At 42.5% G+C, this 25331-nt stretch carries 19 protein-coding genes and 1 pseudogene; 17 read left to right on the plus strand and 3 right to left on the minus strand.

Annotated features, from left to right (window positions below; all coding sequences use genetic code 11):
- From AB4517_RS03530 to AB4517_RS03570, 9 genes and pseudogenes are all read left to right on the plus strand, one after another.
- Positions 1-443, plus strand: a pseudogene (locus tag AB4517_RS03530) (hypothetical protein); the annotation flags it as partial.
- A 50-nt stretch (positions 444-493) separates the two neighbouring features.
- Complete coding sequence (locus AB4517_RS03535; RefSeq protein WP_048612772.1) at positions 494-1501, plus strand: hypothetical protein; 1008 nt, start codon at positions 494-496, stop codon at positions 1499-1501.
- A gap of 3 nt (positions 1502-1504) precedes the next feature.
- Positions 1505-2116: a lipoprotein gene (locus tag AB4517_RS03540; RefSeq protein WP_017062044.1), complete on the plus strand. Its 612-nt coding sequence runs from the start codon at positions 1505-1507 to the stop codon at positions 2114-2116.
- A gap of 84 nt (positions 2117-2200) precedes the next feature.
- Positions 2201-3694 carry a transglycosylase SLT domain-containing protein gene (locus tag AB4517_RS03545; protein ID WP_372147902.1) on the plus strand — a complete coding sequence of 498 codons (1494 nt, stop codon included), beginning with the start codon at positions 2201-2203 and terminating at the stop codon, positions 3692-3694.
- A gap of 77 nt (positions 3695-3771) precedes the next feature.
- Complete coding sequence (locus AB4517_RS03550) at positions 3772-3942, plus strand: hypothetical protein (RefSeq protein ID WP_017071746.1); 171 nt, start codon at positions 3772-3774, stop codon at positions 3940-3942.
- A gap of 3 nt (positions 3943-3945) precedes the next feature.
- Positions 3946-4752 (plus strand): ETEC_3214 domain-containing protein, encoded by an 807-nt coding sequence (locus AB4517_RS03555; RefSeq protein ID WP_017071747.1) that lies wholly within the window; start codon positions 3946-3948, stop codon positions 4750-4752.
- 58 nt (positions 4753-4810) lie between these two features.
- A complete protein-coding gene (locus AB4517_RS03560; RefSeq protein WP_372147903.1) occupies positions 4811-5788 on the plus strand; it encodes a bifunctional oligoribonuclease/PAP phosphatase NrnA in 978 nt (325 codons plus the stop codon).
- Positions 5789-6033: 245 nt separating this feature from the next.
- A complete protein-coding gene (locus AB4517_RS03565; protein ID WP_017071749.1) occupies positions 6034-6960 on the plus strand; it encodes a LysR family transcriptional regulator in 927 nt (308 codons plus the stop codon).
- A 225-nt stretch (positions 6961-7185) separates the two neighbouring features.
- Positions 7186-8439 carry a D-amino acid dehydrogenase gene (locus tag AB4517_RS03570; protein ID WP_136973585.1) on the plus strand — a complete coding sequence of 418 codons (1254 nt, stop codon included), beginning with the start codon at positions 7186-7188 and terminating at the stop codon, positions 8437-8439.
- A 117-nt stretch (positions 8440-8556) separates the two neighbouring features.
- Here the strand turns inward: AB4517_RS03570 and AB4517_RS03575 are convergent, their stop codons facing one another.
- Positions 8557-9336, minus strand: a complete 780-nt coding sequence (locus tag AB4517_RS03575) for an ABC transporter substrate-binding protein (RefSeq protein ID WP_372147904.1) — start codon at positions 9334-9336, stop codon at positions 8557-8559.
- Positions 9337-9835: 499 nt separating this feature from the next.
- On the opposite strand from AB4517_RS03575, the gene AB4517_RS03580 reads away from it, so the two are divergent.
- The 6 genes from AB4517_RS03580 (at position 9836) to AB4517_RS03605 (ending at position 18969) form a co-directional block, all read left to right on the plus strand.
- Positions 9836-11470 (plus strand): ABC transporter substrate-binding protein, encoded by a 1635-nt coding sequence (locus tag AB4517_RS03580; protein WP_017071752.1) that lies wholly within the window; start codon positions 9836-9838, stop codon positions 11468-11470.
- A 55-nt stretch (positions 11471-11525) separates the two neighbouring features.
- Positions 11526-12500 (plus strand): ABC transporter permease, encoded by a 975-nt coding sequence (locus AB4517_RS03585; RefSeq protein ID WP_017071753.1) that lies wholly within the window; start codon positions 11526-11528, stop codon positions 12498-12500.
- A gap of 20 nt (positions 12501-12520) precedes the next feature.
- Positions 12521-13498: an ABC transporter permease gene (locus AB4517_RS03590; protein ID WP_371957688.1), complete on the plus strand. Its 978-nt coding sequence runs from the start codon at positions 12521-12523 to the stop codon at positions 13496-13498.
- The gene (locus AB4517_RS03595) at positions 13498-14451 is read left to right on the plus strand and encodes an ABC transporter ATP-binding protein (RefSeq protein WP_048659634.1); all 954 of its coding nucleotides are present in this window, start codon (positions 13498-13500) and stop codon (positions 14449-14451) included. Before AB4517_RS03590 ends, AB4517_RS03595 begins: the two co-directional genes overlap by 1 nt.
- 10 nt (positions 14452-14461) lie before the next feature.
- Positions 14462-15451, plus strand: a complete 990-nt coding sequence (locus tag AB4517_RS03600) for an ABC transporter ATP-binding protein (RefSeq protein ID WP_017071889.1) — start codon at positions 14462-14464, stop codon at positions 15449-15451.
- Positions 15452-15525: 74 nt separating this feature from the next.
- Positions 15526-18969 (plus strand): hypothetical protein, encoded by a 3444-nt coding sequence (locus AB4517_RS03605; RefSeq protein WP_102319663.1) that lies wholly within the window; start codon positions 15526-15528, stop codon positions 18967-18969.
- Positions 18970-19059: 90 nt separating this feature from the next.
- Here the strand turns inward: AB4517_RS03605 and AB4517_RS03610 are convergent, their stop codons facing one another.
- Positions 19060-20055: a LacI family DNA-binding transcriptional regulator gene (locus tag AB4517_RS03610; protein WP_102319824.1), complete on the minus strand. Its 996-nt coding sequence runs from the start codon at positions 20053-20055 to the stop codon at positions 19060-19062.
- Between the two features lie 552 nt (positions 20056-20607).
- Between AB4517_RS03610 and AB4517_RS03615 the strand changes: the two genes are divergently transcribed.
- Both AB4517_RS03615 and AB4517_RS03620 read left to right on the plus strand, forming a co-directional pair.
- Positions 20608-22206, plus strand: a complete 1599-nt coding sequence (locus AB4517_RS03615) for a family 16 glycosylhydrolase (RefSeq protein WP_372132260.1) — start codon at positions 20608-20610, stop codon at positions 22204-22206.
- Positions 22207-22656: 450 nt separating this feature from the next.
- The gene (locus tag AB4517_RS03620; protein ID WP_017070688.1) at positions 22657-23988 is read left to right on the plus strand and encodes a carbohydrate porin; all 1332 of its coding nucleotides are present in this window, start codon (positions 22657-22659) and stop codon (positions 23986-23988) included.
- A gap of 350 nt (positions 23989-24338) precedes the next feature.
- Here AB4517_RS03620 and AB4517_RS03625 read toward each other — a convergent pair whose 3' ends face one another.
- The gene (locus AB4517_RS03625; protein ID WP_017071401.1) at positions 24339-25217 is read right to left on the minus strand and encodes a helix-turn-helix domain-containing protein; all 879 of its coding nucleotides are present in this window, start codon (positions 25215-25217) and stop codon (positions 24339-24341) included.
- Positions 25218-25331: the final 114 nt, after the last annotated feature.

Genomic DNA, 25331 nt, shown 5'->3' on the forward strand with positions numbered 1-25331 from the left:
CAATGCTTTCATCTCTGAAGCCTAGTTATAAAGCTGACATCAGCGAGATCGAACAGCTGACTATTACACACCAAAAACTAAGCAGCCAAATTAACATCCGTCTCTCTTCAGATAGAGAGTCAAGAAAAGCAATTGAACTGCTGGGGAACCAGTTATCAGAGTTCAATATCGTGACATCAACTTCAAAGAACAAAAACCAAACTCATGTGTTGAAAGTGGATTCTGAGCGTCGAAGAAACAAAGTCGGAGACGCGTATATTTCAACCTTGGTCTCTAATGTTAAAATTGTAAATAACAAATCTAAAACAGTGTCTCGTAGTGAAATCATCTCTACAGGAAACTCTGTAACTAGCTACAAATATGCCGACGAAGGGGCTGCTCGCCACTTTGATGAGCAAATAAAAGAGAAAGGGATTTGGACTGCGCTGGGCTTAATTAAATAGCGAACCTCTAATCCTAGAAAAATAAAATAAACATATTCGGGAGAGAATATATGTTAAAGAAAACGTTAATGGCTAGTGCTGTAATCACTGGTTTAACTGGCTGTGTTATCAAGGAAGATGTTGTTTGTACTCCTGATACGCGTGTTGATATTGAAACTGCTGAAATTCAAATCCCATCTTCAGAAAATATGAAGGTTGTTGTTCTACCTGTCGACATTGATTTTGAAAACTCTGCTTCGAAAAAAATCCAGTCAGCAATGCGAAATGCAATAGAGACACAGATTGACGAGACAGGTGCAAATCTTGTTGATCGCAAAATTGCCAACAAAGTAAAAGGTGAAATTAAACTGGCCGAGCAGAGCGGTCGCCTAAGCACTAAAGGTGTACCAATCGCCGATTACGCGATTATTACGGAGGTTACACACGCTGACCTAAGTACATCGTTTAGCGAGCGCCGCACATATAAAAACGATGATGGCGAAACAGTGGAAATCGCGCCTTCATGTAGCTACGACTTTGACGTAGAAGCGGTAGCAAAAGTTGTTGTACTGCCAAGTATGGAAGTTGTTAAGCGAATCAAGCTTGAAGGCGACGAGTATTCCTCTACGGAAACAAATAATTCACGTTGTCCTGTTAGTAACGCGACTTATGGCTCCATGGCGGCTAAAGCAGCAGCAGAAGCGGTCAATTACTCTACCGAACTTAACAAAATGCTAGCGGCAAGTGCACCTGTTCTTGAGATGCGCCAATGTGAGGCGGGCACACAAGTACGCATTGCGATGGGTAAAAACCAGAAGATTAAACCAGGCGCAGATATTTTGTTCTCTAACGCTATGAAATCTATGGAAGGCGAAACTGAAATTCACCCAATCGGTGAAGGCTACGTTGTAAATAATGAGCAAAATGCTGTAACTAACAAGTATTCTTGGGTGGTAATTGATGAAGAAGTATCACTGAAAGTTAAGCAAGGAACAATTAGTAAGGTAGATGCATCAAGCATTGACTGCCCTCTGTTGGATCCATCATGTCATGTCGAAAACTTAAAGAACGAATTTTAATTTATGAAAAAACTACTTATTGCAACTTCACTAGTAGCAGTTCTAGCTGGCTGTCAGAGCAACAACGCGACGGTTAAGGAAGCGCAAAACTTCGCTCCATGTACTTTCCCAGATGCACCTACCGTATCTGCGCCGGGTTGGATTTGTGATGTGATACCAAGCGATATCGCTGCAGCGGCAAAAGGCTACTCCAAGAAGAGTGCAGCTGGTATGAGCGTTATGCGAAAAGTTGCAGTCAATGATGCTCGTGTAAACCTTGCAGCTGAGTTTGAAACTGACGTGAGCAACCTATTCCAAGCGGCTACTGAAGGTGTGACTTCTACATCGGCAGCAGAGGGTATAACGCTAGTGACTGAAGATGTTCAAGAGACATTCGAGAACATCACTAAGACAGTCGTGAATAAAACGCTTACTAGCAGCCGCATTATCGTAAGCCAAGCAAGCCCAACGGGCGGCTTGTACGTTCTAGTCGGTATGGACCAAGCTGCATACGATGCGAATATGAACAAAGTAATTGATGAAGTTGGTGGTGAAGATTCTGCTTTGTGGGATCAATTCAACAATGAGAAAGCGGCAGCAGACCTTGCGGCGGCGTTCGATGCATTGAAAAAATAACCGCGAACGGAACCGCGATTAGTATTAGTGAAAAAGGCCGCCATTTGAGTGGCCTTTTGTCTCTATACACTCTGGGAGTGAACTATGTACAAAATGATCAATAAGACCGTGTTAGCTGTAGTTATTTCGGCAGCTATTAGTTCTCAGGCATTTGCTGTGTCAGAAGAACAAAAGCAGCAGCTAAACAATGCTGTTGCCAAAGCAAGCCAGTCTCAAGAAGACAAAGTCAAAGAGTTTCATGCTTACGTTAATGCTTATTTGGATGAGTACGAAGCTTGGCGTGATGAATATACTAACAACCTCGATGAGCGCAGAACCGATCTAATCAAGACATGGGGCGAGGGTGAGGTTTCATCTCAAACCAAGCAGGTGGATTACTCTCAAGACGATCAGGTGAAAACTTCAGTCGATTACGAAACCAATACTGCAACAGTATCTGTATTGGTGGATGAAGATAGCAGCCCTGAAGAGATTAAAGCGCTTGTTAAAAACATTCCGGTTGAGGTTGCTGGTCAAAACGTTGAGCTAGCGGAGCTAAAAGCAGAAGACCACGCGGTGCTTTACTCTTTGGAGAAAGAGCAAGAAGAGAAAAACTTCGTTATCCAGCAGACGCAAAGCCAGATGAATGAGTTGGATGTGCAAGCCGAGCGATTGATTTTATCTGATACTGGTATTCCAGACTCTTTCATTTACCAGCGTGCTCATAACAAGAAAATGGCACTACTGGCAAAAGCTCAGGAACGTATTGCGGCGCAAACCAAGCTGTATGACGAAATGCGTGCCAAACATGGTATTGAGGTTAAACGACCAGAGCCAGAAGTTGAGATCGTAAAGCCAGCTGAAAAGGTTGAAGTATCAAAAGAGGTTGCCAAGCTAGAGCCCGCGCCAACAAAAAAGCAGCCGCCAAAAGTTGTGGAAAAAGTCGTCGAAAAAGCGCCACAGCCACAAGTGGTAAAGCCTGAGCCAGCCGTTGACGTTGCGGCGGCCCCGGCTAAGCCGAAAAAAGTGATCAGTTACAAAGTTAAGCTTCCTGAGAACAGCTTAAAAGCGCGCGCGAGCAAGTACAGTGCGTTGGCTGAAAACGAGAGTAAAAACTGGGAAGTTGATGCTGCACTGATTATGGCAATCATGCACTCGGAATCGGCGTTCCGTCCGGATGCGAAATCACACGTGCCTGCGTTTGGTTTGATGCAAGTGGTACCAACCAGTGCGGGTCATGACGTTAACAAACAAGTCCATAATATCGACGCGCCAATGAAAGTGGCGGATCTGTATCAACCAGTTATCAACGTAGAAACAGGTACGGCCTATTTAGACATCCTAAACAGTAAGTATCTTCGCAAGATAAAGAATGACGAAAGCCGTTTGTACTGTGTCATTGCCGCCTATAACACTGGTGCGGGTAATGTGGCTAGAGCGTTCAATAAAGATCGCTCCACCAGTATTGGCAAAGCATCGAAGATTATCAACCAGCTGACGCCTCAACAAGTCTATGATCAGCTAGTGGTTAATCTGCCGTACGACGAAACCAAAAATTACTTGAAGAAAGTAAACAGTCGTATCGCTTTGTATAAGTAATAATTAGTTAAGCAAAACAACCAAGTACATGTCATTGGCATGTACTTGGATTACCAGTTAATGAATTGAGAGTAGCAATGTTTAAAATTTTCGCTTTAGTATTTATCGGTGTCGGCATTTATCTTGGTCTTAATTATAGCGATGAAATTGAAAGCATCATGGACACGGATGCTTTTGAGCGAGTTCAAGAGAAGGCTGAAGATGGTACAGATGCGCTAATGGATAAAATCGACGAGATCAAAGGTTAAAAAATGTCTGAAGAGCAAAACAAGGATATTCAAAAAGATATACAGGAAGAGTTACAAGAACTTCAAGACACTCAAGAGTCTCTGTTGGAAGAGCAGAAGAAGGGCGGTATGGCACGCACTATCGGCTTAGTGTCGGTTATTTCCATTGCTTTGGGCGGCTTTAATGACAGCTTTGATGCGCTAGAAAAGATGTTCGATTTTGGTCTTTCTCAAATGACAGACATTCCATCGCATAGAAAGTTGGACAAAATCTATATTCGTTCATCTGCCGAAACCTTAGACCAAACATTTGGTGCGCCTGTTTATATTAAGCGCGCGACAACGGATGATGTGATTAAGTACTACCAGGACGACAATTTCATCCTTTCTGCGATTACTCGAGATAATGCGATCGTCGCTTATCTGGTCTTCCCAAATGAAGACTTTGCTCCAGAAACATTCGAGCATGCAGGTGGTTCTGAGTTTTTTGCACAGACGTTTAGTTCTATTGAAAGTGTCAATGAGATCCGTGCATCGTTTGCAAGAACAGGTAACTACTACATTGAAGAGAATAATGGTGGCGAATTTGGCTACTTGTACTCATCAATCAGTGGTGCGAGTGAGTTTATTTCGCCGATGTTACAAGAGAACAGGAAGTTGCTTTCGGAAGTGGTAGACGCTTTAACAATGGACGAGAACGTTGTAGAAAGCGTACAGTCTTTACGTTTGAATGCGAAACCTAATTTCTATGGTTACAGTACGTTAGGTGTGGGGGCTTTAGAAGAAGCTATTTTGTCTAACACCGAATATCGTTTAATTCATAAGAGTTAACCATTAACGCATCAGTTCTAGCTTATGATCAAGCTAGAACTTTATTAGCAGTGGGATTATGGCAAATTTAAAGTTCGAAAGCTTTCTAGAACGGCTTAAGGGTGATGACAGAATCATTATTCAAGCTCATGACTTTCCTGACCATGATGCGATTTCTTCCGCATACGCCTTAGCATACTTATTAAAAAGCAAAGGGTTGCGCCCATATATTACGTTTCATGGTTATATAGATCGAGTGTCACTCAGGAACTTAATAGATTGGCTAGATATTCCAATCTATCAGCCAAAAGATTTGAAACTACAACCGGATGACAAGGTTATTGTTGTTGATGGCTGTATTGGTGAGAAAAATGTCATCGATTTTCCGGGGCTTGAGGTCGGAGTGATCGACCACCATCAAGTGAAAGCACCTGATTTTGTATGGTATTCCGATATACGTTCAAACTATGGTTCAACAGCAACCATAATGGTTGAGTATTATCGTTATTTTTCTCTGCAGATGCCCCAGAATATTGCGACAGCACTATTGGTTGGTCTGAGTTTTGATACCGCAAACTTTACCCGAGGGGTAGGGACTGCAGATCTAAAAGCATTGTTGTATCTTCAAGCGAAGGCCAATAATGATATGGTTAACAAAATTTGTCGTAATCAAGTAGAGTTCCATGAATTAAAACTTTTCTATTCCATGCTCGATAGCTTACGTCGTGAAAAAAACGCAGCATTTGCTGTGCTTCCTGAAGGTTGCCCTAAAAATATGCTTGGCGTGTTAGGTGATTTCTTGCTGAGTGTTGATGAGCTCGATATTGTTGTTCTCACTGCTAGAAATAGAGAGAAGACCTTTATCTCTCTCCGTTCAGAGTGTTCAAAAAACAATGTCGCGAAGATAGTTAGAAGGGCCCTTGATGAAAAAGGGATTGGTTTTGGCGGCGGGCACCCTCATATGGCTGGCGGCATTATCAACAAACAGTTTGAATTCAGCAGTGAACTTGCTTGTGTTTATGACTTGATTCGACCGAACCTTTTACTTGATGCCTAAGTCCATCCGTGAAAATGATTGTTGCTCTACAAGAAGTAACAACTCAAAGGCGATGACGAAAGTTGTCGCCTTTGTTTTATCGACAGCAAGCTAAAACACGTATATCAGCCTTTGATGTGATGTCTTGAAGTGACTCGGTGCACAAGTTAGTAAGAGCAATTACGATCTTGATAAATTGGGATATATGTTCGCAGCAAATTTGTGAGACGCTTGATTAAGTGTCAGTTGAATTACAAGGAAGTTGAATGCACCACTTTAATATCCGTGCTCTCGAGTACTTAAACGCGTTATCAAAATACAGGTCGTTACGTAAGGCATCTAAGATGATGAACGTTGACCCTGCCGCGATGAGTCGAATGCTGACACAGTTAGAAGCGCAAGCGGAAATGAAAGTATGGGAGCGCAACAACCGCCAATCTCTGCTGACTGAGGCGGGGAACGAACTGTTGAACTACTATCGCTCCATTGTTCGTGGAGAGGCGGCAGTGCTTGCTCGACTAACCAAGCTTAAAAACCTCAAGGGCGGTAATGTTAGCATCGCGATTGGAGAAGGATTTATTACTAACTTGGTCTCTAAACCGATGCAAACCTTCATGACTCGTTATCCTGATATCAATCTTTCTATTGAGATCGCAGGGGCATTGGATGCAGTCAAGATGTTGGAAGATCAACAGATAGACTTTGCGATAACCTATGCGTCTGCACCACATCCTAAACTGCACTCTCACGTTGAACGCAGCCATCCGCTCGAATTGATTGCTCCGAAGGGGCACTTCCTTACGATGAAAGATGCACCAGTGGTAATGCAAGATATTCAAGACGCTTCTCTCGCCTTGATCGATAACTCGACCGGTATGGGGAGGCTGGTAAAGCAGGCTGAACAAATTTCCCATCTTACCTTGCAGCCAAAACTTCAAACTAACTCAGTCACGGCACTGACTAACTTCGTTTCAGCAGGGTTGGGCGTCACCTTTATGCCTAAGCTCACTGTGATCGATGAGATAAAGTCAGGGCAGATAGAAGTGGTTGCGACCGAGTTGGAGATGCTATCGAAGGCGACGGTTAAGGTTCAATCTTTGAAAGGCCGTGCACTAACGCTACAAGCGGAAACCTTGTTAGATTTCTTACTCGAGAACGCCACTTTCTTGAGTCATGACGCTTACAATATCTAGGCTTAATCAGTTTACTTAGCGACTCCTACCTAAGCTTTCAAATACCGCCAATATCACACTTCCAAACTGCTGGATTTGTTTTCGAGTCGAATTGATGTTTTGTCAATGCCACCTCTATTGTTAAGTCAACACATGCGGAATAAGTTACAAATTATTAACGAAACGAGTTTTAGACTGACAGCTGTGTTCGACAGATTTGGCTTTGTCAGGCATTAGGGGAAGAGAATGGAAGTTATTGTAATTGGCAGTGGTGTTATTGGATTGACCAGCGCATGGTACTTGGCAAAAGAAGGTCACTCGGTCACGGTTATTGATCGTCAAGATAGCAGTGGCAAAGAAACCAGTTTTGCGAATGCCGGGCAAATTTCTTACGGTTATTCATCACCATGGGCGGCACCGGGCATCCCTTTGAAAGCGATGAAATGGCTTACCCAAGAACATGCGCCACTTAAAGTGAAGCCTTCTCTTTCTCCAGAGTTAATGTCTTGGGCGACTAAGATGCTCGCCAACTGTAATGAAGCCAAGTACGCACAGAATAAATCGCGGATGTTACGAGTCGCTAACTACAGCCGAGATTGCCTGACTCATCTAAGAATCAGTGAAGATTTGGCTTATGAGGGCAGGCAGAAAGGCACCTTGCAAGTATTCCGAAGCGAGAAGCAACTCGATGCTATTCAGCAGGATATGAAGCTATTAACAGAGAGTGGAATCGAACACTCGCTGTTTGATGTTGAACAGTGTCTGTCAGTGGAGTCTGGTTTAGCAGACGTTAAAGACAAGCTGGTGGGCGGCCTGTATTTACCACACGATGAAACCGGTGATTGTCATCAGTTCTGTTTAGCGCTGACTGAGAAGGCCAAGCAACTTGGTGTTAGGTTCGTGTTTGATACTGAAGTGGTAAGTTTGAATCATCAGAACCAAACCATAAAGAGCATTACGACAACTCAAGGTGAATTCAAAGCGGACGCTTATGTGGTAGCTTCGGGAAGCTACTCTCGTGAGCTGCTCAAGCAAGTGGATTTATCAATCCCGGTTTATCCAGTCAAAGGGTATTCGTTAACACTTCCGATCGTGAGTGCAGATAAGTCGCCGACCTCTACAGTAATGGATGAAACCTACAAGGTAGCGATGACTCGTTTCGATGACCGAATTCGTATTGCAGGGACGGCAGAGCTTGCTGGCTTCAATTATCTTATTCCTGAAAAACGTAAAGCCACGATTGATATGGTGATAAAAGATCTTTTCCCACAGGCGGGGGATTTCTCTAAGGCAGAATACTGGACAGGGTTAAGACCGATGACTCCGGATGGTACGCCTATAATCGGCGCGACGCCTATCAAGAACCTATTTACAAATACTGGACATGGGACATTAGGTTGGACAATGGCATGTGGCTCAGGAAAGATCTTGGCAAGCGTGGTCAGTGGCTCTGCTAGTGATATAAAAACTGATGACTTGAGTATCCACCGCTATATGTAAAAGCAAGCCGTTAGTTATCTTGCCTATGGTTTGATGATATCGACATTAGGAGCATGAAGCGGATGCACCTAATGTTGTAAATCTAGGTGCATGGTTTTAAGTCTCCTCTATTTATAATCACGAGATGACTTGAGACTTAAATGATCTTAGCTCTGGCGGTAGCTCCTTATTTACGAGGTTAATAGCTTTGCGATGTTCTAATCCAATGGATCTCACTACGTCCCCGAAATGTTGGTTAAACAATAGCTCGAAATCACCACTGAGTTTGTAGTCTTGCAGTTTGTCCTCAAGTAATTGAGCCAGTTGAGCCTTGTTTGGGTGGACATAGAAGACCAGAGGAAGAGGGTAATAAAGCATAATACTTTTTTCTATGACTAACCCATCCAGGGAATAGGTATGTTCTTGGTATATGCTTTCAACTTCATTGGCTCCGAGTGACACATAATCACATTTTTTATCTGAGAGAAGTTTCAGAATCTCTGGTAACGTTCCTTGCTCTAGTACTCGATATCCATTTGCTCTAAACAGCTCAGCATCAGCCCATGTCGCAGGAATTCCAGCGATAAGTGATTTCAGTTTATTGCTGTTGATATTATGGAATGTGGGTTGATCTTGTTCCCTAATTATCAGGATACGGTGTCCTAATAAGCCTTTACAAATTGGAGAGTTGAGTTTGATTGCAGGCTTATCAGCAAATTTACGGTTTCCCGCCACCGTGACGAGTACATCATAATTCTTGCGGAATATATTTCCTTCATCCTCAGCTCTTGGAAAGTCTGTATTATCGCTGTGAACGACAATAGGTTCGTTCGGATCCCAATTCAACAAGCTATGAATTAGCTCCAACTCATAGTGCTGTCTTTTACCTGATTTATTGCCATTCCAAAAGTTAAACATAGTTGTCCTAAGGGGGAACTTACATTTTATGACTGGTATGCTGACATAGGTTTAGCGTCCAAGAAAGCGCTTTCTTTTGTTTTTGAGAGAATCATACATAGATACAGTCTATGTATGTTGAGAATCGCGACGGAAAGGCTATTTTAAAGAAAGCACATAAGTTCATTGATGGGTTAGAGGTTCGACGATTAGGAAAGACCATGGGGGTACCATTAGTGAATTTTAACTTATTGTTTTTAAATTGTTTTTCGTGTTAGTGAACAATTAATGTGACGAATGGCACTGTTGTGTATTTCTATTCTCAATCTATTCTAAATTTGTGATCTATGGTTCGTTTCACCGAAATGTAAGTTGAAGAATCATTCTATCGGCTTATTATCCACCTAAAGAAAGCGGTTTCTTGATGCGAGTTGCCGATAGTGAATACGAAAACACCCCCTTTTTTAAAGTTAAAAGAAAGCGCTTTCTTTCTAGTTATTATCATTAAAAGGACAACGTGATGCACAAAAAGACATTGATTGCTTCGCTCGCCATTGGAGCTTTATTCGGAGCCTCTGTACAAGCAGATGAAGTTAAGCAGGGTGGCACACTAACGGTGCCAATTATCAATACTGGCTTTGTTGAAAACTTTAACCCTTATACAACTAAAGACTTGCTGCATGGGGTAATGTTTGAGCCATTGGTCGTATTCAACAACATGACAGGTGATGTTGATTATCGCCTGGCTGAGTCGGTTGAGTATTCAACTGACCTGAAAACATTGACGCTTAAGTTACGAGAGAATTTGAAGTGGTCTGATGGTTCAAAGTTAACTGCAGACGACGTTGTTTTTAGCTTTATGTTGACTAAAGAGGCACCAGCTTTTGACCAGAAAGGTATTTGGTCTTCAGGTAATTTAAAAGAAATCAAATCTATTGACGCGCGAACCGTCGTGTTTGAGCTGACGGAAGCGGATTCTACATTTGCTTGGAACTTAGAGCGTTACCATATTGTACCAAAGCATATTTGGTCGAAAGTTGAAGAGCTGACAACGTTTACCAACCTTAACCCGGTAGGTAGTGGCCCAATGACGACGGTTAAATACATTAAACCGCAACAGATGGAGCTGTGCCGAAACCCAAATTACTATTTAGAAAATAGACCTTATTTAGATTGCATCAACTTCCGTTCTTACAATGACAACTCTCAGATCCAACCTGCCTTAATCAAAGGTGAGATTGATTGGGGTTCAAATTTTATTGCTGACGTTGAGTCAACATTTGTCGATATGGATAAAGAAAATAACCATTTTTGGTATCCAGCGAATGATGCTATCCACCTTTACGTAAATACCAAAGAAGCGCCATTTGATGACCTAAGAGTACGACAAGCACTTTCTATGGCTCTTGATCGTGAAACCATCGTTGATATTGCTGCTTACGGTTATCCGACCGCAAACTTCAATGCTGGTGGCATCGGTGAGCTATACGAAACGCACATTGATAAAAATGTATCTAAGAAATATGGTTATCTAACTAAGTACGATGTTGAAAGAGCAAACGCTTTACTTGATGAAGCGGGCTTAGTTGACAAAAACGGTGATGGATTCCGCGACAAAGCAAACGGGGAAACGGTTGAGTTTGATATCGAGGTTGTAAACGGTTGGACCGACTGGATCCAAGTGGTTCAGATGGTATCTGAATACTTTGAAGAAGTGGGTGTGAAAGCAAACGTTAAGACTGTGGATTGGGCGGTATATGACAGCAATTTGAAAGAAAGCAAATATACCATGTCAATTAACTGGTCAATGGTCGCGACAAATCCAATCTTGGCGTACCAAGAGTACTTCTCAACGTCTCGAATCGGAAAAACTTGGCATGCTGGTCACGGTGTTAATTCACCAGAAATCGACGCATTGATCGACAGCTTCGGCAAAATTGGTGATGCAGAGCAGCAAGAGAAAGTGTTGAGTGAACTTCAGGAATTTACGGCTGAAAACCTTCCCTTTATCCCTCTATTTTCTAACCCAACTTGGTTCCAATACAGTACTAAACATATTGTTGGTTGGCCAAGTGAAAAAGACCCATACGTACAGCCAGTATGGTACGACGGTGGTAAGAGAGTAATAATTCTCAACAATCTACACCTTAAGTAAGTTATTTTTGAGAGGGCTACAGCTTAGGTTGTAGCCCCTAGGTTAAAAGATTTTTATGTCGTTTTTAATTCGCCGATTTGGCTTCTATTTTACCGCTTTCTTAATCGCTATCTCGTTTAATTTCATGTTGCCTCGCCTAATGCCAGGAGATCCTGTTGATGCTCTTTTCGCTGCAGCTCAAGGTCGAATGGATCCTGCTCAAATGGATGCTGTTCGTGAAATGTACGGTTTTGTTGATGGCAATGTTTTCGAACAATACTTCGCGTATATGAAAAGCGTATTCACTCTTGATCTGGGACCTTCAGTGCTTATGTTTCCTGTAAGTGTTTCAGATGTCCTTGCTATGGCACTGCCGTGGACTATGTTCCTAGCGCTTGGTTCGCTGATTGTTGCTCTTATCATTGGTGTCAGTATTGGTACGTATGCATCGTATCGACGTGAAGGGCTATTTGGACAAATTGTTCCGCCAGTTTTGGCATTTATTAGTAACTTCCCGTACATCGTGACCGCGTTACTGTTGTTCTATTTCTTCGGTTTAAAACTCGAACTATTACCTTTGGCATACACTTATGACCCATCGCTAGAGCCAGGTTTTACATGGGAGTTTATTTCTAGTGTGGCTAAACACGCTGTGTTGCCTATGGGCTCTATGGTCCTGGTTGGGATCGCAACATGGGTCTTCAATATGCGTAATGCGATGATCAATGTGTTGGGTGAAGATTACGTAACGATGGCTGAGGCCAAAGGCTTGAGTAGTTATCGTGTTATGTCTCGCTATGCTGGTCGAAATGCCATCCTTCCTGTTGCGACCGCTATTGCAATGGCAATCGGATTCTCATTCGCAGGCTCAATCATGACCGAAGTGGTTTTTAACTACCAAGGCTTGGGGAACATCCTTCTTAAAGGCATAGTTGCTCGTGATTACCCACTTATCCAAGCCATTCTTCTTATCTTGGTGACAGCGGTACTGACCGCTAACTTTATTGCCGACCTTCTATATGTCTGGCTTGACCCTAGAATCTCGAACTGAGGCGCATGATGGATAATTTAATGGATACTCAAAAAACCGCTAACCAGCCGAATATGCCAGTACGTGAGCCAAAATGGTCGTGGAAAAACGTAAAGAAAACTCTCGGTAAAGCTTACGCATTTTTCTACGGTAACCCTCCAGCCATTGTAGGTACTTTTTTACTTACGATTGTCTTAGCTGGGGCGTTATTTGCGCCTGTATTATCGACTCATAATCCAGAAAAGCGCGTAGCACGTCCACATATTGCACCAAGTTCTGAGCATATTATGGGCACTACTCGTAGCGGGCGTGATGTATATAGCCAGGTTCTATTTGGAGCAAGAAAGTCGCTTACTGTTGCGATCTCTGCGGGCGTAATCGCGATGACAATAGCAGTGCTCGTCGGGGTTTCATCTGGTTACTTTGGTGGAAAAGTCGATGAACGCTTGAACTTCGTTACTAACGTATTTCTTGTGTTTCCACAGTTGCCCTTGCTGATTGTTCTCGCCGCATTCTTAGGGCAGGTCGGTTCGCTGGTTATTACCGTGTTGTTAGGAATAACCTCCTGGCCTTGGGGAGCTAGGGTGATTCGTGCACAGACCATGGCAATTAGAAGCAAAGAATTCATCATTTCTGCAGAAGTTATGGGTGAATCAAAAATCCGCATTATTTTAGTAGAGATCTTACCAAACTTAGTTTCGATTGTTTTTGGCGGGTTCCTAGGCACGGTTATCTACGCAATGGGCTCTGAAGCTGGTCTAGGTATTTTAGGTTTAGGTGATGCAACAGAAGTGAGTTGGGGCTCTATGCTGTATTGGGCACAGACCTCTTCATCGTTATATACCGGAGCGTGGTGGGAAATGCTGGTTCCTGCATTGGCGTTAGCGATTACTGGTGGTGGACTCGCATTGATTAACATGTCAATTGACCAAGTGAGCAACCCTAAATTACGTACGGGCCCACACATCAAACTGTGGCACAAACTTAAAAAAGAAGCAGATAAACGCCGAGGCCTATAATGAGCAATCTATTAGAAATTAATAACCTGTGTGTTGATTACGTTTCTCCTAATGGCGTAGCAAGAGCCGTTAATGACGTTAGTATTTCCATTGCGCCCGGTGAAACGCTCGGTATTGCCGGTGAGTCTGGTTGCGGTAAAAGTACATTGGCTTTTGCTATATCACGCCTACACAAAGCACCAGCGCTTATCTCTGAGGGTGAAATACTCTACAAAGGGCAGGATGTTTTAAAGATGAATAACAAGCAGTTACGTGACTTCCGTTGGAATGACGTTTCTATTGTTTTTCAAAGCGCAATGAACTCACTTAACCCTGTCATTACCATCGGTGAGCAGCTAACGGACGTTATTCTAGCGCACAGAAAAATACCTTATAAACAGGCTCACGATCGTGCGGTCGAGCTGTTAGGAACGGTTGGGATTCATGGCGACAGAATGTCGAGCTTTCCCCATCAACTGAGTGGAGGTATGCGTCAGCGAGTTGTTATTGCGATTGCTTTGGCGCTGGAACCTAAACTGATCATCATGGACGAGCCAACAACGGCACTTGATGTAGTGGTTGAACGTGAAATCTTGAATGAACTGTATGAGCTTAAGAGTAAGTTTGGCTTCTCTATTCTGTTTATTAGTCACGACTTAAGCCTCATGGGCGAAATTGCTGATCGAATTGGCGTGATGTATGCGGGTAACCTTATTGAATTAGGTGATGCGAAAACGGTATTTAGTGAACCTAAGCATCCTTATACAAAAGGGCTTATCTCTTCATTCCCGACTATTCATGGGCCAAAAGAACGTCTCTACGGGATCCCTGGGAATCCTGTCAACCTTTTGGATACACCTCAAGGATGTAACTTCCAAGAGCGATGTGGCGAATGCATTTCAATGTGCATTAAAAGTGAGCCTCGTTTGGGCGCTATTGCGACTGGGCATCACGTATCTTGTCACCTAGTTTGAGCGAAAGATTATGAATACTTTAAAGAACGTTGATAAAAGCGAAGTTATCTTATCAGTTAAGAATTTGGTAAAAGATTTCCCACTTGGCCAGTCAGTCAAAAGCAATATGATGCGAGCCGTAAATGATGTTTCATTTGATCTTCGTAAAGGAGAAGCATTAGCGATTGTTGGCGAATCTGGCTCAGGGAAAAGCACAGGAGCTCGAATTCTTACCCGAATTTACGATAAGACGGCTGGAGATATCGAATTCAAAGGTGAGCCTCTGTCTGATTATATTGAAAAATATGGTGAGCTTGAATATGCACGCCAAGTGCAAATGATTTTTCAAGACCCGTTTGGCTCGTTGAATCCTGTACATACGATTTACCACCATATTGCGCGACCATTACTTATCCATAAACGAGCAGAAAAAGAAGCGATTCCGAACCTCGTTTATGAATTGCTTGAAATGGTTGGGCTTACACCAGTTAAAGAGACCGCAGAGAAGTACCCCCATGAACTAAGTGGTGGACAACGACAGCGTGTCGCAATTGCACGCGCAATTGCTGTTAGCCCTGAAGTTATCCTAGCTGATGAACCTATCTCTATGCTTGATGTGTCTGTGCGGTTAGGAATCTTAAACCTAATGGCTGACTTGAAGGATAAGCATGGTATTTCGTTCATGTACATCACTCATGACATTGCGACAGCGCGTTATTTTGCTGAGAAAACGGCGGTGATGTATGTAGGACATATGGTCGAATGGGGCAATAGCGACAACGTCACTCAGAACCCACAACATCCGTATTCTCAGTTGTTGTTGTCAGCAGTGCCAGAAGTCGGTAAATCGGGCAAGCGTGACATGAACGTGAAAAAAGGCGATATCCCTTCTTGGAAGCCAAGTAGCGTAGGTTGCCCGTTCGCAAGCCGTTGTATGAAAGCCGATAAACTTTGCACGCAATCAATACCAGAACCGACTCAAATTGCAGAAGAGCATTTTGCTCGTTGTCATCATTTGTAAACTTTAAATCCTTTTTGAAACGCAAAAGAAAGCGCTTTCAAAGTTTAAGTGTAAGAATTTTTTGGAATTTTGATATGAAACAAGACTACAACTCAACACCAGAGGTCGATGGCAAGTTCGTTGATTTAGATGGTGAGCGTTACTACCAAATCTCTAATGTTGACCAAATGACGCCATTCTTTATTAGCGTTGTATCGTCGAGCGATCACTGGTTATTTATTTCATCAACAGGCAGCCTTTCAGCTGGACGCATTCGTCCGGAAAATGCGCTTTTTCCTTACAAGTCTGTTGACCATATTCATGAAAATGCGGAAAACACCGGCTCAAAATCCATCTTCCGTATTGAACATGGCGACAAGGTTGTACTTTGGGAACCGTTTAATACATTCCATGATGGTATTTTTGATGTTGAACGCAATCTTTATAAAAATACGATTGGAGACAAGATTGTATTTGAAGAGATAAACCATACTTTGCAACTACAGTTCCAATACAGCTGGAATACGAGTGAAAAATACGGCTTTATTCGTCGTTCAAAACTGACCAACCTCGCGAGCTTTGAGCGTAAAGTCGAAGCACTAGATGGCTTACAAAATATACTTCCTTCAGGCGCTCCGTTATCAGCTCTCCAAACAAGAAGTGCATTAGTTGATGCGTACAAGTGGAATGAACAAGTTGATGGTAGTTCATTAGCTCTGTTCAGCATGTACGCGAAATTGAGCGATAGAGCCGACCCTGCTGAATCTTTGCTAGCGACGACAGTCTTCAGCTTAGAAACGGAAAGCAGCCAAATTTTATTGACGAGTGCTCAAGTTAATGCGTTCAGAAAAGGTCGAGCGGTTAAAAGTGAACCTTTAACGAAAGGGGTTAGAGGGAGCTATTTAGTTCATAAGTCTCTGACGCTGCGAGCACATCAAACCAAAGTTTGGTCGATTGTCGCTGATATAGACAAGACTCATTCCGATATCTGTCAGCTTCAATCTGAGCTCTCTGTTCCTGCTAACCTAGCACTAGCTTTAGAAAAGAGCGTTGCAGATAATCAAGATGAATTGATCACATTAATGTCTGGCGCGGATGCGTGGCAAATAACAGCTGAAGAAAATACCAGCGTTCACCATTATGCCAATGTGTTGTTCAATAACATGCGTGGTGGCGTGTTTGAAAACGGCTATATGTTAGAAAAGGTTGACGTAGTTAAAACTATGGAAAAGGCCAACTCTCAGGTAGCTGGCCGCCATCAAGACTTTTTTGATCAGTTAGGGGATGTTTTCAGCCATTCTGAATTAGTTTCGCGCGCTAAAGCGACAGGGGATTCTCAATTAGTTCGATTGAGCTACGAGTATCTACCGCTTACTTTTGGACGTCGTCATGGTGACCCTAGTCGCCCTTGGAACCACTATGAGATTAAGCTTAAAGATGAAAATGGCGAACGCTTACTTTCTTATCAAGGCAACTGGCGTGATATTTTCCAAAACTGGGAAGCGATGGCTCTTAGTTATCCAGGGTTCATCAAATCATTCATCTCTAAGTTTGTTAATGCTTCAACGGTGGATGGTTACAATCCGTATCGAATTACTAAAGATGGTGTAGATTGGGAGCTGTTAGAGGCGGATGATCCTTGGAGTAACATTGGTTACTGGGGCGATCATCAAATCATTTATCTATTAAAATTCCTTGAGTTAGCAGACAAATTTGAGCAAAGCGATCTTATCGAATTACTAGAGAGTGACATTTTTAGTTATGCCAACGTGCCTTACGAGCTTTGTGGAGTTCAAGGCCTCTTTGATAACCCTAAAGATACCGTAGAGTTCAACCAAGACTTGCAGGAATTGACAGAGCAACGTGTAAAGAGCTTAGGCAGTGACGGTCGCTTGTTGATGACGGGAGACCAAGAAGTTTATATGGTCAACTTAATGGAGAAGATACTCGTCCCTTTATTGGCGAAATTGAGTAACTTAGTGCTTGATGGTGGTATTTGGCTCAATACACAACGTCCAGAATGGAATGACGCAAACAACGCTATCGTTGGCAACGGCCTCTCAATGGTAACCTTGTACTACATGCGTCGCTATGTTGCCTTTATGCAGCGCCTGTTAGAGAAGTCACCATCGTCATACAGTATTTCCAAAGAAGTGTTTGAGTGGATGTCTTCTGTTACACAGATCGTTTCAGAGGCAAATACAGAGATTCGTCAAGATACGGTCACTCGTCAAACGCGTAAAGCAATGCTGACTAAGCTGGCTAAATCCGCTGCTAATTATCGTGAGCGCGTGTACCGAGTAAATGGATTCTCAGGGAAAACGAAAGTTGAGAAAGAAGCGATTGTTCAATTGATGGGCGCGAGCTTAAAAGTCCTAGATTCTACGATTGCAAACAACTTGCGTGAAGACGGTTTGTACAATGCGTATAACATCTTGAGTTGTTCTGGTGAGAGCTTAATGGTTGAAGAGCTTTACCCTATGCTAGAAGGGCAAGTTGCAGTATTGAGCTCGGGTCTATTATCATCTAAACAAGCGGTTGAGTTGTTGGATAAATTGTTTGCCAGTGACATGTATCGTGCTGATCAAAATAGCTTCATGCTTTACCCTGACCGTGAGCTGGCTTCTTTTATGGACAAAAACTGTTTAGACGCTAAAGACATTGACCAGAGCAAATTGTTAAGCATGATGGTTGTTGCCAAAGATAACCGATTAGTAAACCAAGACAGCAAAGGTTCTTACCACTTCAATTCAAGCTTTGAAAACAAAGGTTTCCTTCAGGCTGCGATTGATGAAATTAAAGCCGATTACCCGTCAATTAGTGATGATGAATTTTGTCATGTATCTAGTTTGTATGAGCGTGTATTCAACCATAAAGCCTTTACTGGGCGTTCGGGAACCATGTTTGGTTATGAAGGTTTAGGTTGTATCTATTGGCATATGGTTTCTAAGTTGCTGCTAGCTGTGCAAGAAAACTATCAGCATGCTTGGAGTATGGACTCTAATAGCCAGGAAACTCTTAAATTAGCGGATTACTATTACAAAGTGAGAGCTGGTATTGGTTTCAACAAAACGCCGGAAAACTACGGTGCGTTTCCGACGGATCCGTATTCTCATACGCCAAAGCACTCTGGAGCACAGCAGCCAGGGATGACAGGGCAAGTTAAGGAAGAAGTGATTACTCGTTTTGGAGAGCTAGGTCTAGAGGTCGTTGATGGCACAATTGTAATTAACCCTTCACTTCTTAGTCCTAAAGAGTTCTTACAAAAAGCGGCGACTTTTGACTGCCAAAATATTGAAGGACAAATGCAGAGCTTTATTGTTCAGGCTGGGCAACTGGCTTTTACTTACTGTCAGGTACCGTTTATTTACCAACTCAATGATGAGCCAACACAGGGTATTGAAGTTCAGTTTAAAGACGGAACAAGTGAGGCATTTGCATCGTTAACGCTAAACCATGAAATGGCTTCACAGCTCTTTTCTCGTAGTGGTCTTATTGAGAAAGTCGTTGTCGTGTTGTCAAAGCACCAGTTACTCTAATTCTAATTTAAAGTGAAATAAAAAGGCTCTAAGTGAATACTTAGAGCCTTTCTTTTAAGTGTAAAAAATGGGGTGCTTGATATACAAAAATCAAAGCTTAGCCACGGACTCTCTTACAATCAATGTCGGGGTTAGTTTGTGCTTCAATGGGTAGTCGCGTTTATTAATTAACGATAAAACACCTTTTGCAGCTTCTTCTCCCATCTCATGAACTGGAAAGTCGACCGTCGATAAGCGAGGACGAATATGCTGGCTATGAGTATCGTTATCGAAGCCTACGACTGAAAGGTCTCGCCCAATAATGAGGTTTCGCTCTGCTGCTACGTCATATACAGCAAGCGCGATGTTGTCATTTTGACAGAAAATCGCGGTGATCTCAGGGTCTCGGTCTAACAAGCGTCGCGCAGCTTCGTGGTTGCCTTGATGATCAAAGCGTCCCTCTACAAACAGCCCTGCGTCGTATTCGATACCGAACTCTAACAAGGCATTTCGATACCCTTGAAAGCGATCTCTACTATCAACTTTACTCAACTGGCCTGTGATACAAGCGACTTTTTTATGGCCGTTCTCAAGTAAGTGCTTCGTTGCAAGGTAGCCACCAAGCTCATTATCAATGTAAATACAGCGATCAGAAATCTCAGGAATAAAACGGTTGAGAACAATCATTGTTTCACTGTCTTTCGCTATTTTGATCAGTTCGTCATCACTGAGCTTGTCTGAGTGAACAATGAGGCCATCCACAAGTTTAGATTGCAAAAACTGGATAGAATCGAGCTCTTTGGTTCGTGATTCCTGGCCACTTGTAACGATTAAGTGAATATTATTTTGGCGAACGGTATCTTCGGCTGTATGCATTAATGGTCCATAGAAAGGCCCATCAAGCGAACCAACTAGCATGCCAATGCTATTTGAACGACTGGAGGCTAGAGCTTGTGCAAACGCATTAGGCTTGTAGCCTAGTTGATCAATAGCTTTGAATACTTTTTCGCGATTGGCTTCCTTTACCGTAGGGTGACCATTTAATGCTCGTGAGACGGTTGATTGAGAAACTTGAGCAAGTTCAGATACTTCTTTAATGGTGATCAATGGTAGTGGCCTTATCTCTACAAGGAGTGAACTAAGCTATATTACCTTCGTGATCAATAAGAGCCTAGTAATCCAATGATTAATATTTAAAAACTCAGAACTGCTTAACGCTAAATTTGAAGGTTAAGCATACAAAGTAACGTCACGAATATTTCCATATACTCGTTCAAATATCAAGCAAGCGCTTTCTTTGTGTTGTAATAAAAGTGAATCTGTTTTTCTGAACTTCGTTGTAAGCTAGAAAAAACAGAAGCCTTAGAATAAAGGGATTCTAGGGTGTTATGCAGATAATCAGGTCAAAAAATTCTTGAGAATCTACACAAACCACAACGAATTTTAGCAAAATGTGAAACCCAACAAGAAAGCGCTTTCTTAAGGTGAGCGTTGTCTCTTTTTTGAACTATGCACTTTTATATACTCATTTTGAAAAAGTCGTGCATGGCATATTCATATTAGATCCATGCTCGCGGAGTTATTCACTAATCGACTTTCTTTTATGGGTGCCGACATTACGTGTCGCCTGCATTGAAAGTCGTGATACAAGGAGTTGTAATGCAACATCTAACCAATCAGGTAAAGATATTAACGTCTTTTATTTCTGCCGCTTTGATGTCTGGCTGCACGGCGATAGAGCTGCCGGTATCCGAAAGTCCGGACTTAGCTCAAACTGAAAAACCGATCGTGCTATCCCATGCTCCAGTTACTTTAAGTCCAGACTGGCTATTGGTATGGGAAGACCAGTTTGAAGGCGAGCAAATAAATAAACGTAATTGGTCATTAGAAGTGAACTGTTGGGGGGGCGGGAACAATGAACAACAGTGCTACACGGATGATCCCAATAACGCATTTGTTAAAGATGGCTTTTTACACATTGTCGCGCTGAAGCAAAGTCATACTGGGCCTGACAATGCTGAAGGTACGATTGGCGGAGCAACTAAGACACTCCCTTATACTTCTGCGAGGCTTAGCACAAAAGACAAGCGTGACACCAAATATGGCCGTTATGAAATCAGAGCAAAGTTACCTGGTGGACAAGGTTCATGGCCCGCAATTTGGATGCTGCCAACCGACAATAAATATGGCACATGGGCAGCTTCTGGCGAAATCGATATTATGGAAGCGGTTAACCTAAACACACTTTCAGATGCGGCGGGAGTGAAAAATGATGATCTAGAGAGCCGAGTCTACGGGACGTTACATTACGGACGAAATTGGCCAGACAATGTTTATAAAGGGCAGGCCGCGACATTGCCAAATGGTGTGAACCCTACTGAGGGCTTCCATACATACGCGATTGAGTGGGAAGAAGGTGAAATTCGTTGGTATGTAGACAATATTCATTACGCGACTCAAACTCAAGAGGGCTGGTACAGCCAATATGAAGCGGAAGAAGGGGAACTCATTAATGCGAGTGGAGCAGCTCCGTTTGATGAAAAGTTTCATTTGTTATTGAACTTGGCTGTCGGTGGAGCGTGGTCAGCAAACGCAAATGATAAAGGCATCGACGAAGGTTTGTTTCCGAAAACAATGCTAGTTGATTCAGTAAAGGTATACCGTTGTAAGGTTGATCGTTGGAAAGGAAAAGGGTGTGCAAGTCGCTCTGAACATGCAATACAAGTAATAGGGCACGAAGCTCCAGAGATCTTAGCAACCGATGATAGTTATGCTGATGGACCAACGTTGGAGATTTTTACCGAAACTCTTAACGCAAGCTTGGCTTATGCAAGTTATGACCCATTGGATATTGTTGACTATCAAGAAGTGAGCGAACCAGATCGTGGAACAGTGCTACAAGTGAATAAGAATGAAGGATCAGGAAATATCTATTTTCGTTCTCCTGTAACGGATGTGACACATTGGCAAGAAACGGGTGAACTGGTCTTTGATTTGAAAGTTGAGAGTATGGCCGACGGGGTTGAACTACTGGTTAAGATGGACAGTGGCTGGCCGAAAACAAGTGACTATACCGTGCCGCTATCAGCAATGAATGAATGGAAGACGGTACGTATTCCAATAGCTGACATTTTAAAGAGAGACAACCGTTTTGCTGGTGGGAATCAGGCTGATCCAACAATGATCACTAACCTTTTAGTGTTTGAGCCTCAAGGAAAAATGAGTTTTAAATTAGACAATATGCGATTTGAAAAGTAAGCCTTAAGGGGTTTGAATAAAAGTCTGAATATAAAGGGAACATACAATGTATGTTCCCTTTTTTATTTTGACGATTATTTGAGGAAGGCAATCGACGATGTATTCCGAAACAGGTTCTGAGTGATTGAACGGAGCAATTCGTCCTTAATATGTAAACAGTGACATTTTTCTTGGTTCCATGATTGTTCAAACAAAATACTTAACATCTTTATTTTTGTGACTCACGCATAAGAAAGCGCTTTCTTTGGTGGGGTTGATCACGGTTTATATTCACGAGATCGATTTATACTCTTTCCATACCAACTGAGCGGTTAGAGCCAATAAGATTAAGAGTGCATAGTGAATGTGGGCTTAGATTTGATCTTCTTTAAATCTGTTCGATTGGTTTTTTTAAGAAAAACAAAGAAAGCGCTTTCTTTTTGAAAGTATAATTTGGAACATGGAGTTATTATGAAACTTTCTAAGCTTACCCTTGCTTGTTTAGTCGCTACTGCTGGCTTGTCTACTGTACCTGCTGTACATGCTGAAAAATCGGATGGATTTGAATTTCACGGTTATTTCCGTGCTGGTGTTCTATTCAGTGAAAATGATGATTTTAAACGAGCAAAGTTCCCAGCATCTAAAGAGCGTTTAGGTCGATTGGGTGTTGAGTCGGATAGCCACTTTGAAGTTGCACTGCAGAAAAATTTTGAGAATGACGGTGGTCAGAAAATTCGAATCAAAACACGAGCAGCAGCCAACAATGCGGAATATGCAACCAACCAACTTGGTGCCAATGCCGATGCAACCAACAGCGAAATTGGTATGGCAGAAACTTTTGTCGAGTTTGAAGGTGTATCTGAAACCGGTGTTGTATGGGGTGGTAAGCGCTTTTATGGTAAAGATAATTACATCTTTATGACCGACTTTTTCTACACGGATATGTCAGGTACTGGTGTTGGTATTGAAGGTGTTGAGCTAGGTGGTAATAAGTGGGACTTTGCTTATATTGCAAGCGATGACTCTGGCGATACAAGTTTCTGGGGTGACAGCAACAACATCATGCATGCACTTCATGCTGGCGTGAACTTTGGCAGTGTTGAGCTTCACGCTATGGCTAAGTATATGCCAGACAATATGGTCGATTTAGGTTTTGGTAATGGCCCAGAAGCATTCGCTGAGAATGGCTATGAAATGACGGCAATTGTTCACACTGAGTCTGTCTTTGGGTTGTCAGATAAAGGTTTTACAAAATACATCGCGCAGGCTGGTAAAGGCTTAGGTTCAGGTAACCTTTTAGGCGGTACTCTTACGACTTACAACACGTACAAGCCTGGTAGCGACTATCAAAGTTGGTTAACGACAGGCACGGGCTGTGGTACGTCTTGTTTGAAGGCTGTTGATGAAAACGATGTATCGCTACGTGCTTTAGCATGGGGTGGGTACTTTTTTGAAAATGGTGTGAATATTTTCCACTCTCTTCAAACCCAGTACAACGATTTTGACAATGGTGACACAGACGGCTGGGTATCAGCAATGGTGCGACCAACGTTCCCAATTTCAGAAAACTTCTTTATCGCTACCGAAGCTGGTTACATGTACAACTACGAAGACCGTAATGGTGAGTCAAAGAATTCTTATGATTACAAGCTAACAGTAGCACCGACTCTAGTTGTGCACTCTGGCTTCGGTCCATCTCCAGAAATTCGCTTCATGGCATCTTACCTTGATGGTGAAATGCAAGATGGTACGGGTAAAGAGGGCGACTTTGTTGTAGGTATTCAAGCTGACATGTGGTGGTAGAATTTTTTACCTTCGGGTCTTAAGTGATATCGAGCATACCGGGGGAGTGGTATGACGGCCTTGCCTTTAGGGCGGGCAAGGTTCTCGATATCCTATTTATTGCAATAGTTGAGCTCTTTCCTAGCAGCACAAAGAGTTTCATTTTTATTGCTATGAGTCTTCCATATTTGAGTTTCGTTTCAAATGTGTTCTTGCCAAAGATACTCATCGACCGCTTCGAAAGGAGCGGTTTTTTTATGTGTGACATATCTAATCTTTTAAGGCTTAAGGCTTAAGGCTTAAGGTTTAAGGTTTAAGGTTTAAGGTTTAAGGTTTAAGGTTTAAGGTTTAAGGGGGAAAGGGGGAAAGGGTTATGAGTTATGGGAAGAATGTTGCTTTCTAAATTCGCGAGGGCTGCATCCATTTTGGGCCTTAAAACATTTGGAGAAATAGTTGCTGTCAGAAAAGCCGCAAGACTCAGCAATGTGTTGGATGCTTTTGTTGTCGTTTAATAATAAGGATGCCGAGTGTCGAATTTGAAGGTCTTTGACGTATTGGTTTGGGGATGTATTTAAAAACTGCCTGAATAACCTTTCTAGTTGCCGCTTGCTGATATAGGCCGCTTGCGCAATGGTTTCTGTATCTAATCCTACTTCTTTGTAATGACGGTCAATATGTGCGAGAGCACGGCTCAATGCCAGGGTTGTTCTTGGTAAGCTATGGGTCTGTTCTTGATATCGCCGAGCAAGTTCTATCGCAAGTTGCTGCATTGTGCTCGTCAATATGATTTCAAACCCCTGTTCTGCGTTGTCGTATTCCGATTTGATTTGTTGTAGAAGTCCATTGATTCGTTTCAACTGAGAAAGTGATAACGTAAGCTTTGCTTGATATTCAGATGCTTGTCGAGCAATTGGTTCTACCTTGAAAAGCGCTTGATAACCTGGCATTTGACGCATTGAAGGGACCTCAAAAAAAGGCAATGCCGTATCAAACATCAAGTTTACAATCTTCAGTTTATTTACTTCACAAAATCCATGTTCAATATCCCCATTAATAACAAATACATCTCCTGTACTTAAAGGGTAAGTGTGGCTAGCTACCGTATGCTTTCCACTACCACTCACAACTAAGAAAAGTTCAGAAAAGTCATGGCTATGTACGTCAAAGTCGAAATCGTGATGACCATCGACATAGGCAAATTTTATCTGAGGATATCTCTGATGACTTTGGAGTCTAAACTTGGTTTTCATGTCGCTATTTTACCTATTTCTGTCGCTTATTTGGTAGTTAAACGCCGTGGTTAAGATTACTATTTTTTGAACAAAGACAATATTAACTTTTAGAGCGAGAGGTCAAATTTTTGC

The sequence above is a fragment of the Vibrio sp. 10N.222.52.C3 genome (assembly GCF_041474195.1).
Lineage (GTDB): Bacteria > Pseudomonadota > Gammaproteobacteria > Enterobacterales > Vibrionaceae > Vibrio > Vibrio crassostreae_C.